12 protein-coding genes are annotated in these 11,378 nt (G+C 54.1%); 6 read left to right on the top strand and 6 right to left on the bottom strand.

Features of this window, described 5'->3' with window-relative positions; all coding sequences use genetic code 11:
- Positions 1–321: 321 nt before the first annotated feature.
- The gene (gene ychF, locus ACLD11_RS18920; protein WP_000505850.1) at positions 322–1,413 is read right to left on the bottom strand and encodes a redox-regulated ATPase YchF; all 1,092 of its coding nucleotides are present in this window, start codon (positions 1,411–1,413) and stop codon (positions 322–324) included.
- Positions 1,414–1,529: 116 nt separating this feature from the next.
- Positions 1,530–2,114, bottom strand: coding sequence for an aminoacyl-tRNA hydrolase (gene pth / locus ACLD11_RS18925; RefSeq protein ID WP_023176698.1), 585 nt, complete (start codon positions 2,112–2,114; stop codon positions 1,530–1,532).
- 275 nt (positions 2,115–2,389) lie between these two features.
- Between pth and ychH the strand changes: the two genes are divergently transcribed.
- Positions 2,390–2,668, top strand: a complete 279-nt coding sequence (gene ychH, locus ACLD11_RS18930; protein ID WP_000823879.1) for a stress-induced protein YchH — start codon at positions 2,390–2,392, stop codon at positions 2,666–2,668.
- A 44-nt stretch (positions 2,669–2,712) separates the two neighbouring features.
- Here ychH and dauA read toward each other — a convergent pair whose 3' ends face one another.
- The 4 genes from dauA to lolB form a co-directional block, all read right to left on the bottom strand.
- Positions 2,713–4,398: a C4-dicarboxylic acid transporter DauA gene (gene dauA / locus ACLD11_RS18935; RefSeq protein ID WP_001037188.1), complete on the bottom strand. Its 1,686-nt coding sequence runs from the start codon at positions 4,396–4,398 to the stop codon at positions 2,713–2,715.
- Positions 4,399–4,522: 124 nt separating this feature from the next.
- A complete protein-coding gene (gene prs / locus ACLD11_RS18940) occupies positions 4,523–5,470 on the bottom strand; it encodes a ribose-phosphate diphosphokinase (RefSeq protein WP_001518537.1) in 948 nt (315 codons plus the stop codon).
- A gap of 265 nt (positions 5,471–5,735) precedes the next feature.
- Complete coding sequence (gene ispE, locus ACLD11_RS18945) at positions 5,736–6,587, bottom strand: 4-(cytidine 5'-diphospho)-2-C-methyl-D-erythritol kinase (protein WP_115285961.1); 852 nt, start codon at positions 6,585–6,587, stop codon at positions 5,736–5,738.
- Positions 6,584–7,207, bottom strand: a complete 624-nt coding sequence (gene lolB, locus ACLD11_RS18950; protein ID WP_000174484.1) for a lipoprotein insertase outer membrane protein LolB — start codon at positions 7,205–7,207, stop codon at positions 6,584–6,586. Before lolB ends, ispE begins: the two co-directional genes overlap by 4 nt.
- A 313-nt stretch (positions 7,208–7,520) precedes the next feature.
- Here lolB and hemA point away from each other — a divergent pair, with 313 nt between their 5' ends.
- The 5 genes from hemA to ACLD11_RS18975 form a co-directional block, all read left to right on the top strand.
- On the top strand, positions 7,521–8,777 hold the full coding sequence (hemA, locus tag ACLD11_RS18955; RefSeq protein ID WP_000173208.1) for a glutamyl-tRNA reductase: 1,257 nt from the start codon (positions 7,521–7,523) through the stop codon (positions 8,775–8,777).
- Positions 8,778–8,817: 40 nt separating this feature from the next.
- The gene (gene prfA / locus ACLD11_RS18960; protein ID WP_000804703.1) at positions 8,818–9,900 is read left to right on the top strand and encodes a peptide chain release factor 1; all 1,083 of its coding nucleotides are present in this window, start codon (positions 8,818–8,820) and stop codon (positions 9,898–9,900) included.
- Positions 9,900–10,733 carry a peptide chain release factor N(5)-glutamine methyltransferase gene (gene prmC, locus ACLD11_RS18965; protein ID WP_000347310.1) on the top strand — a complete coding sequence of 278 codons (834 nt, stop codon included), beginning with the start codon at positions 9,900–9,902 and terminating at the stop codon, positions 10,731–10,733. The genes prfA and prmC overlap by 1 nt, the downstream gene beginning before the upstream one ends.
- Positions 10,730–11,119, top strand: a complete 390-nt coding sequence (gene sirB2 / locus ACLD11_RS18970) for an invasion regulator SirB2 (protein WP_000150667.1) — start codon at positions 10,730–10,732, stop codon at positions 11,117–11,119. Before prmC ends, sirB2 begins: the two co-directional genes overlap by 4 nt.
- Positions 11,120–11,122: 3 nt before the next feature.
- Positions 11,123–11,378 (top strand): transglutaminase family protein (locus ACLD11_RS18975; RefSeq protein WP_411011054.1); only part of this gene is annotated, 256 nt, incomplete at its 3' end.

Consider the following 11,378-nt stretch of genomic DNA (forward strand, 5'->3'; position numbering starts at 1 on the left):
GTGCTCAAAATCCTCACGTACTACGTGTACGCTCCGGTTTCTGCGCGCTGGCCGGCCCCAAACTGGCTTCAACAATTACGCCTACTGGAATAGGCTCTAAGTAACTTACACAACTGTCGTGAGTTGCATTACTTTCAGCGCTATCTAACCTTTTATCGAAAGATGAATTTCCAGCTCTTCTAAAAGGCTCATTTTTAGCCGCGTTTCTACGCTCTCATCTGAGATACTATAAAAGATAAAATCCACGCAATGGCATGGATTTTATAGGGTTTTACCGCTTTTATGAGATTCAGTAAAACCTCATAAGACAACAAATGTTATTTAGACGTTGAACAGGAAGTTCATTATATCGCCATCTTTAACGATGTAATCTTTCCCTTCCGCTCGCATCTTACCGGCTTCTTTCGCGCCTTGTTCACCTTTATAGGTAATAAAGTCGTCAAAGGCGATAGTTTGGGCGCGGATAAAGCCTTTTTCGAAATCGGTATGGATTTTACCTGCCGCCTGCGGCGCGGTTGCGCCAACCGGAATCGTCCATGCGCGAACTTCTTTCACCCCGGCGGTGAAATAGGTCTGGAGGTTCAGCAGACGATAACCTGCGCGAATAACGCGGTTCAGCCCCGGCTCTTCCAGACCCAGTTCAGCCATAAATTCGTCGCGCTCGTCATCATCCAGCTCAGCAATATCAGCTTCGACGGCGGCACACACCGGAACCACGACCGAACCTTCTTTCGCAGCGATTTCGCGAACCTGGTCCAGATACGGGTTATTTTCAAAACCGTCTTCATTGACGTTAGCGATATACATCGTCGGCTTCAGCGTCAGGAAGCTTAAATAACGGATAGCCGCTTTATCTTCATCCGTCAGGTCCAGCGAACGCAGCATCCCCGCTTCGGCCAGGTGCGGCAGGCATTTTTCCAGCGCGGCCAGTTCCGCTTTGGCGTCTTTATCGCCGCCTTTGGCTTTCTTCTGTACGCGATGGATAGCGCGCTCGCAGGTATCGAGGTCAGCCAGCGCTAGTTCGGTATTGATAACATCAATATCTTCTGCCGGGTTTACTTTACCCGCCACGTGGATGATATTGTCGTTCTCAAAGCAGCGAACCACGTGACCGATAGCTTCGGTTTCACGGATATTGGTCAGGAACTGGTTACCCAACCCTTCGCCTTTGGACGCGCCTTTTACCAGACCGGCGATATCCACGAACTCCATCGTGGTTGGTAGAATGCGTTGCGGTTTAACAATCTCAGCCAACTGGTCCAGACGCGGATCGGGCATCGGCACGACACCGGTATTCGGTTCGATAGTGCAGAACGGAAAGTTTGCCGCTTCAATACCGGCTTTTGTCAGCGCGTTGAACAGGGTGGATTTCCCGACGTTGGGCAGACCGACGATACCGCATTTGAATCCCATGATTTAACTCACCTTAATATCTTAATAATCAACCTGTTATAGGAAACAGATTGCAGAAATGGAAATAACTTCGCCTATTATACACGGCGTGCGGCAAAAATGCCGCACATCACTGGTTATTGCGCCTTAAAGGTATGCAAACGGCTTGTTGCTTTGGCCAAACCCTCTTTGAACCACATTTCCGTACAGCGTGCCGCTTCGTCAATGGCCTCATCAATTAATTTTTGTTCAGAAACAGGGGGTTTACCCAGCACGAAACCAACAACTTTATTTTTATCGCCAGGATGACCAATTCCAACGCGTAAGCGGTGAAAGTTGGGATTATTGCCCAGCTTGCTGATGATGTCTTTCAGACCATTGTGGCCGCCGTGGCCGCCGCCAAGTTTAAATTTCGCCACGCCCGGGGGGAGATCCAGCTCGTCGTGAGCGACCAGAATTTCGTCCGGCTGAATACGGTAAAAACTGGCCATTGCGCCAACTGCTTTACCACTGAGGTTCATGAACGTGGTGGGTACCAGCAGGCGAACATCTTCCCCCTCCAGCGTGATGCGTGAGGTATAGCCAAAGAATTTAGGCTCTTCACGCAACGGTGCGCGCAGGCGCTCCGCCAGTAAATCGACGTACCATGCGCCTGCATTGTGTCGCGTCGCGGCATATTCCGCACCGGGATTCGCCAGACCAACAATCAATTTAATTGCCACGTTTTTTGTCCTGAGTAGATCCATAACTGGCGCGTAGTTTACTGTCTGTCTGCCCGCTTGACAAAACACAGCGACACTCTGAAGTAAATTAAATAATTGCCAGCATTGATTATTAAAAATGTAAACTGTTCAGTGTGTTATTTGTAAAGTTTTGTTAAATGAAACTTTACATTTGTGATCACGGCCGCACTTACAAACGGAAGTGTTGTCTATACTTTACACACAAAGTTTAGGGGGATTTCCTAAAAACAACCCAAAAGTTCCGGAGGTGACATATGAAACGCAAAAACGCTTCGTTATTCGGTAACGTGCTGATGGGGTTGGGGCTGGTCGTGATGGTTGTCGGCGTGGGTTACTCTATTTTAAACCAACTGCCGCAGTTTAATTTGCCGCAATTTTTTGCGCATGGCGCAATACTGAGCATTTTTGTCGGTGCAGTTCTTTGGCTGGCGGGGGCTCGTGTAGGGGGGCATGAGCAGGTGAGCGACAAATATTGGTGGGTACGTCACTATGACAAACGTTGCCGCCGTAGCGACAATCGTCGTCATAGCTAACCGGTTCAGGCCCGGTAAGCGTTATCGCCACCGGGCATTGTCCATTAACTGAGTAAATCCGCTAACGCCTCCGTCCTGTTCGGGAAGAAGGTCAGACGCCCAGGAATAGGTTTGATACCGGCACGCGCCATTGTGCGCAGCGGTTGGAACTCCAGGTTACTGATACGCAATTCGCAACCCTCCGGCAGACGCTTCACAAAACGCTGAAAAGCATCAAGCCCGCCTGCATCCAGTACAGGCACTGCGTCCCATTTCAGAACGACGATACGTTTGCCCTTAATACGTGACTCAAGGTCGGTAAACAGCCCTTCCGCCGCGGCGAAAAAGAGCGGACCGATAACACGCAGCACCAGCACATCTTCAGGCACATCGACATTGACCGGCGCAAGTCGAGTCATTCGCGCAATACGGCGCATAAACAGCAGGGAAGCAAGGACAATCCCCACGCTGATGGCGATGACCATATCAAACAGAACCGTTAATGACATGCACAGCAGCATAACGATAATGTCGTCTTTCGGCGCATGGCGTAACAGATCCACCACTTTATGGGCTTCACTCATATTCCATGCCACCATCAGCAGTAGCGCCGCCATCGCGGAAAGTGGCAGCCAGGAGAGTAGCGGGGCTAAGACCAGTAGCGCCAGAATGACCAGGATAGCGTGAATTACCGCCGAGACGGGAGAGGTCGCGCCAGCGCGGACGTTGGCGGCAGAGCGGGCAATCGCGGCGGTGGCGGTGATGCCGCCAAAGAACGGCGCGACCATGTTCCCCAGCCCCTGGCCGATAAGTTCGCTGTTAGCTTTATGTTTGGTGCCGGTCATGCCGTCCAGCACGACGGCGCAGAGCAATGATTCGATTGCCCCCAGCATTGCCATCGAGAAGGCCGCTGGCAGCAGCGCGCGCAGTGAATCCCAGCTTAGCGTGAAATCGGAGCCAGGAAGACTCCACGGCAGCATCAGTTGCGGCAGGAGCTGCGGGATGCCGTTGCCCTGAGTGCCGTCAGCCAGAACGTAATGGAACTGTGAGCCGATAGTCGCCACATTGCCGCCCAGCAGATTAACGATCCCCATCACGGCGCAACCGGCCAGTAGCGCGGGAAGATGTCCTGGCAGACGAATACCGAGACGCGGCCAGAAAATCAACGTTCCCAGCGTTACCACGCCAATGGCGGCATCGCCAATATTGACGGTGGGCAACGCCATAAACAGCGCGCCGACTTTCTGCAAATAGTGCTCTGGCACATGTGCCATCTGCAGACCAAGAAAATCTTTAATCTGCATGGTACCGATGGTAATACCAATCCCTGAGGTAAAACCCAACGTGACCGATACCGGGATATATTCAATCAATCGCCCCAGTCTCGCCAGGCCGAAAAGGATCAGGAAGAAGCCCGACATCAGCGTGGCGACCAGTAGGCCCGCCAGACCAAACTGTTGCGACACCGGATACAAAATCACCACAAACGCGGCGGTAGGGCCGGAAACGCTAAAGCGCGAGCCGCCGGTTAGCGCGATCACGATCCCGGCGACAGCGGAGGTATAGAGGCCATACTGCGGCGCAACGCCACTGCCAATTGCCAGCGCCATCGCCAGCGGGATAGCAATAATCCCGACGGTGATCCCGGCTATCACATCACGGGTGAACCGGGAGGCGGTATATTTTTCTTTCCAGCAAGCATCGATGAGAGCGCGGAAAGGCATCACATGTGAGGAAAATAATTTGTTCACAATAATGTTTCATCCATGAGCGCATCATCTGTCAACTAAATGGCAGGTGAAGGAGGCATAAGTCATACAAAAGGGTGTTACAGACAAAAAAACCCGCCGCAGCGGGTTTCAGATCCGGGTTCGATCAATGCTCGAACATGGCGGAAATCGATTCTTCGTTGCTGATACGGCGAATCGCTTCGGCCAGCATACCTGACAGGGTCAAGGTACGCACGTTCGGCAGCGCTTTGATTTCGTCGGTCAGCGGAATGGTGTCGCAGACAACGACTTCATCAATGACGGAGTTGCGCAGGTTGTTTGCCGCATTGCCTGAGAAGATCGGGTGCGTCGCGTAGGCAAACACGCGTTTAGCGCCACGTTCTTTCAATGCTTCTGCTGCTTTGCACAGAGTACCGCCGGTATCGATCATATCATCAACCAGCACGCAGTCACGGCCAGCGACGTCGCCGATGATGTGCATCACCTGAGAAACGTTCGCGCGCGGACGACGTTTATCAATGATAGCCATATCGGTATCGTTCAGCAGCTTAGCGATAGCGCGGGCACGAACCACGCCGCCAATATCCGGGGAAACCACGATCGGGTTATCCAGATTCAGTTGCAGCATATCTTCGAGCAGGATTGGGCTACCGAACACGTTATCAACCGGAACGTCAAAGAAGCCCTGGATCTGTTCAGCATGCAGATCTACGGTGAGAACGCGGTCAACGCCGACGCTGGACAGGAAGTCAGCGACAACTTTTGCGGTAATCGGCACACGGGCGGAACGTACGCGACGGTCCTGACGTGCATAGCCAAAGTAGGGGATAACGGCGGTGATACGACCTGCGGAAGCACGACGCAGGGCATCAACCATAACGACCAATTCCATCAGGTTGTCGTTGGTTGGGGCACAAGTGGACTGGATGATGAAAATATCACCACCGCGTACATTTTCGTTGATTTGTACGCTGACTTCGCCGTCGCTAAAGCGACCTACGGCGGCGTCGCCGAGAGAAGTGTACAGGCGGTTGGCAATACGTTGTGCTAGTTCCGGGGTGGCGTTACCAGCAAAAAGCTTCATATCAGGCACGAGAAGAACCTCAGGCATGCGTCCATTGGTGGAAAGAATCTGCCGAAAACTGTGCGGGCCAGGCAAAATCCTATCCAGGCGGTGTATTAAAGAGCGCGATGCAACGTCTGGAACAAGGTGACGTTGTCACCGAAGCTCAGCTTGCCCGGCTTACTCGTCTTCATTCACGTTTCATGTGCGCTGGTATCGATGCCTCACACCGGTCAAATACGGCATATATGACCGGCGATTCGTCATTTCGCCATCTTCCTGAAACCCGAATACGTTAGAGTAACTCTCGATGCAATGGGGAGAGGTTGACACCCTTCGCCACAAAAGCATTGAGCCATTCCGGGGCTTGCTCAAGCACCTGGCGAGCACAAGACTCTGTATCGAATTCAGCAAAGACACAGGCCCCTGTCCCAGTCAGGCGCGACGGCGCGTATTCTAACAGCCAGGAAAGCGCCGCATCAACCTCGCGAAAACGTTTTCTTGCGATAACCTCGCAATCATTGCTGAATTCACATTTTAGTAACGTATCTATTGACCTTTTTGGCGTATTGCGCGGCAATTGAGGATCTTTAAAGATAACCGGTGTCGGAATGCTTACGCCAGGGTGCGCGACCAGATACCATTTTTCCGGCGGGTTCACTGGCGTTAATATTTCGCCTACGCCTTCGGCAAACGCGGCGTGGCCACGAACAAAGACCGGGACGTCGGCGCCGAGCGTCAGGCCGAGCGTCGCCAGTTCATCAATGGAAAGCCCGCATTGCCAAAGATGATTGAGCGCCACCAGAACGGTCGCGGCGTTAGATGAGCCGCCGCCCAGACCGCCGCCCATGGGAAGGCGCTTCTCAATGCTGATATCCGCGCCGCTTCCGGCGGGCAGGCGCCCACTCTCCGAGGCGGCTTTCATCAACAGCCGCGCGGCGCGGACGATCAGATTGTCTTCATTTTCAACGCCGGTTACCGGCGTTAATAAATGGATTTCGCCATCGTGACGCGGTTTGATGTGGAGTGTGTCGCCATAATCCAGAAACTGAAACAGCGTCTGCAGCGTGTGGTAGCCGTCTGCACGCTGTCCGGTGATATATAAAAACAGATTTAATTTTGCCGGAGAAGGCCAATGGGTCATCATTTCACAATCCAGTTATCCATTTTCAGCTTAATGCGCTGACTGCCGTCTGAAAGCTCCATATTGGCAGGCATGGCAGGCTGCGTTTTGCTGTCATAGCCACCGTAAACCACTTTCCAGTTTTTACCATCCTGGCGGTAGTTCACTTCGCTCAGGCGGTACTGGTCGTCCAGTTTGTAGTCGGTGGCATCGCCAGGCAGACCGAGGATCCACTGCCGCAGGCTGTTTAACGGAATCGGCATCCCGGTGAGTTTGCCGATCATCTCTTCGGCGTCATCGGCGGTATAACGCTGGCCTTTGTTATCCACCAACTGGACGTTGCCCGGCTGGGCGTTAAGCTCCAGCTCGGTGCTGCCCAGCGGGTTGGTAAGCAGCAGGCGGTAGCGATCCTGTCCGGTCTGTTGCCAGAAGAAGCGCGCATAGACTTTCTGATCATCTGAGATGTAAGCAAAGGCGCCGCGCGTCTGGTATTGATTCAGATGACGCACCTCTTGCTGATGCTGGCGCCACTGAGGGGAATCCGGGCTCTTGCCCGGGCCTTTATGCCCAGGAAGCGTACAGGCGGTGAGAACCAGGCTTGCTAACGGCAGTAGACGAATCAGGCGAAAATCGGGCAGGGTCATAGTGATGACGAATCCTTGTGATACGGTGCAATAATTGCCTGATGGCGTTACGCTTATCAGGCCTGAAAACTGAACCTGCAGGCTGTAAAAACGTTCGCGCCGCGATTCGGCAAATTTTTGCTATCGGTTACAGTTATAGCCTTTAATGCTAGCGCCGCCTGGTGACATCGTCTACTTTCAAGTTGTCTTAAATCATCAAATTAGCGAGCGCTGCCAATTACTCCAAAAGGGGGCTCTCTCTTTTATTGACCACGCGCATCCTGTATGATGCAAGCAGACTAACCATATCAACGCTGGTACTACTCCCGCAGACATGACCCTTTTAGCGCTCGGTATTAACCATAAAACGGCACCTGTATCGCTGCGAGAACGCGTAACGTTTTCGCCGGACACGCTTGATCAGGCGCTGGACAGCCTGCTTGCGCAGCCAATGGTGCAGGGCGGGGTCGTGCTGTCAACCTGTAACCGTACAGAGCTGTATCTGAGCGTGGAAGAGCAGGATAACCTGCAGGAAGCGCTGATCCGCTGGTTATGCGATTACCATAACCTGAACGAGGACGATCTGCGCAACAGTCTGTACTGGCATCAGGACAATGACGCCGTCAGCCACCTGATGCGCGTCGCCAGCGGTCTGGATTCACTGGTGCTGGGCGAACCGCAAATCCTCGGTCAGGTGAAAAAAGCGTTTGCGGATTCGCAGAAAGGCCACCTTAACGCCAGCGCGCTGGAGCGAATGTTTCAGAAGTCGTTTTCCGTCGCCAAGCGAGTGCGGACTGAAACCGATATCGGCGCCAGCGCCGTCTCCGTCGCGTTTGCCGCCTGTACGCTCGCCCGCCAAATCTTTGAATCGCTCTCGACGGTCACTGTACTGTTAGTTGGCGCGGGCGAAACTATTGAACTGGTGGCGCGTCACCTGCGCGAGCATAAAGTACAAAAGATGATTATCGCCAACCGAACCCGCGAGCGCGCGCAAGCCCTGGCGGATGAGGTAGGCGCCGAGGTTATCTCGCTCAGCGATATCGACGCCCGTTTGCAGGATGCCGATATTATCATCAGTTCGACCGCCAGCCCGCTGCCGATTATCGGTAAAGGTATGGTGGAGCGCGCATTAAAAAGCCGTCGCAACCAGCCGATGCTGCTGGTGGATATCGCCGTACCGCGCGACGTTGAGCCGGAAGTCGGCAAACTGGCGAACGCTTATCTTTATAGCGTCGATGATTTACAGAGCATCATTTCGCATAATCTGGCGCAGCGTCAGGCTGCGGCGGTGGAAGCGGAAACGATTGTTGAGCAGGAAGCCAGCGAGTTTATGGCCTGGCTACGCGCCCAGGGGGCCAGCGAGACCATTCGGGAATACCGTAGTCAGTCGGAGCAGATTCGTGACGAACTGACTACCAAAGCGCTGTCGGCCCTTCAACAGGGCGGCGATGCGCAAGCCATCTTGCAGGATCTGGCATGGAAACTGACCAACCGCCTGATTCATGCGCCAACGAAATCACTTCAACAGGCTGCCCGTGACGGGGATGACGAACGCCTGAATATTCTGCGCGACAGCCTCGGGCTGGAGTAGCAGCACACACCACACTTTTTTACAGGGTGAATTTACGCCTATGAAGCCTTCTATCGTTGCCAAACTGGAAGCCCTGCACGAACGCCATGAGGAAGTTCAGGCGTTGCTGGGCGATGCGGGAATTATCGCCGACCAGGACCGCTTTCGCGCATTGTCGCGCGAATATGCGCAATTAAGCGACGTTTCTCGCTGTTTTACGGACTGGCAACAGGTTCAGGACGATATCGAGACGGCTCAGATGATGCTCGACGATCCTGAAATGCGAGAAATGGCGCAGGAAGAACTGCGCGAAGCGAAAGAAAAAAGCGAACAACTGGAGCAACAGTTACAGGTACTGCTGCTGCCGAAAGATCCGGACGATGAACGAAACGCGTTCCTTGAGGTTCGCGCCGGCACCGGCGGCGACGAAGCCGCGCTGTTTGCCGGCGATCTGTTCCGCATGTACAGCCGTTATGCCGAAGCGCGCCGCTGGCGCGTGGAGATCATGAGCATGAGCGAAGGCGAGCATGGCGGTTATAAAGAGATCATCGCCAAAATCAGCGGCGACGGCGTGTATGGCCGACTGAAATTTGAGTCCGGCGGACACCGCGTACAGCGTGTTCCGGCGACCGAGTCGCAGGGGCGTATCCATACCTCCGCCTGTACCGTCGCCGTGATGCCGGAGCTGCCGGAAGCCGAGCTGCCGGATATTAACCCGGCGGATCTGCGCATTGATACGTTTCGTTCTTCCGGCGCGGGCGGTCAGCACGTTAACACCACCGACTCCGCTATCCGTATTACCCACTTGCCGACCGGCATCGTGGTGGAATGCCAGGACGAGCGTTCGCAGCATAAAAACAAAGCGAAAGCGCTCTCGGTGCTTGGGGCGCGCATTCACGCCGCCGAAACGGCAAAACGCCAGCAGGCCGAGGCGTCAACGCGCCGCAACCTGCTTGGCAGCGGCGATCGCAGCGATCGTAACCGGACCTATAATTTCCCCCAGGGGCGCGTGACCGATCATCGTATTAATCTGACGTTATATCGCCTTGATGAAACGATGGAAGGTAAGCTGGATATGCTGATTGAGCCGATTGTTCAGGAACATCAGGCTGACCTGTTAGCCGCATTGTCCGAGCAGGAATAATGGATTTTCAGCACTGGCTGCATGAGGCGGTAAACCAGCTCCGGGACAGCGACAGCCCCCGGCGCGACGCCGAGATCCTGCTTGAGTACGTAACGGGCAAGGGGCGGACGTATATCATGGCCTTTGGCGAAACGCCGCTTACCGACGTCCAGCAACAACAGCTCGCGGATCTGTTGCAGCGGCGTAAACAGGGCGAACCTATTGCGTACCTGACGGGCTTACGCGAATTCTGGTCGCTGCCGCTCTTCGTTTCACCCGCCACGCTAATCCCGCGCCCGGATACCGAATGTCTGGTGGAACAGGCGTTGGCGCGATTGCCGGTCAAAACCTGTCGTATTCTGGATTTAGGCACCGGAACCGGCGCGATTGCGCTGGCGCTGGCCTGCGAGCGACCGGATTGCGAGGTGACTGCGGTCGATCGTATGCCTGATGCGGTTGCGCTGGCGATACGCAACGCGGAACATTTGGCTATCCGGAATGTGCGTATACTGCAAAGTTGTTGGTTCAGCGCGCTATCGGGGCAGCAGTTCGACATGATTGTCAGCAATCCGCCCTACATTGACGCGCAGGACCCGCATCTTAGCGAAGGCGATGTACGCTTTGAACCGCGCTCGGCGTTGGTGGCGGACGAAAACGGTATGGCGGATCTTACGCATATTATCGATAACGCCCGCCAGATGTTAACGCCCGGCGGCTTCCTGCTGCTGGAACACGGTTGGCAACAAGGCGAAGCGGTAAGAGCGGTTTTCAGGCGGTCTGGTTACTCGGATGTAGAAACGTGTCGTGATTATGGTGGCAATGAACGCGTGACCTGCGGACGTTTTACGCCATGACAATTGCAATGTTGCTCACGCTTCATCTTATCTGTGTTGCGCTCTCCGTCAGTTTGTTTGTCGCTCGTTACTGGTGGCGCTATTGCGGCCATGCGTTGGCCGCCGCGCGCTGGACACGAATCGTGCCTCCCGTCATAGATACCCTGTTACTGCTTAGCGGTATTGGGTTAATCGTTAAAACGCACATCCTGCCATTCACGGAGTCGGGCTCATGGCTGACTGAAAAACTGTTTGGCGTTATCATCTACATCGTTTTGGGTTTTATTGCGCTTGATTATCGTCAGGCGCGCAGCCAGCAGGCGCGTTTTATCGCTTTCCCGCTGGCGCTGGTGGTGCTGTACATCATCATTAAACTCGCCACCACAAAAATACCGTTACTGGGGTAAGTCATGAGGTCGTTAGCTGATTTCGAATTTAACAATGCGCCGCTGTGTGATGGCATGATCCTGGCGTCAGAGATGATTCGTCTGGATTTTCCCACGCAGTTTGTCTACGACGAACTGGAACGTCTGGTCAGTCTGGCGCAGGAAGAAATTAGCCAGCTCCTGTCTCAGGATGAGCAACTGGAAAAATTGCTGGCACTTTTTTACGGCGAGTGGGGGTTCACGGACTCCCGCGGCGTCTACCGTCTTTCTGATGCTTTAT

The organism is Salmonella sp. 741265116_PST, from assembly GCF_046567715.1.
Lineage (GTDB): Bacteria > Pseudomonadota > Gammaproteobacteria > Enterobacterales > Enterobacteriaceae > Salmonella > Salmonella enterica.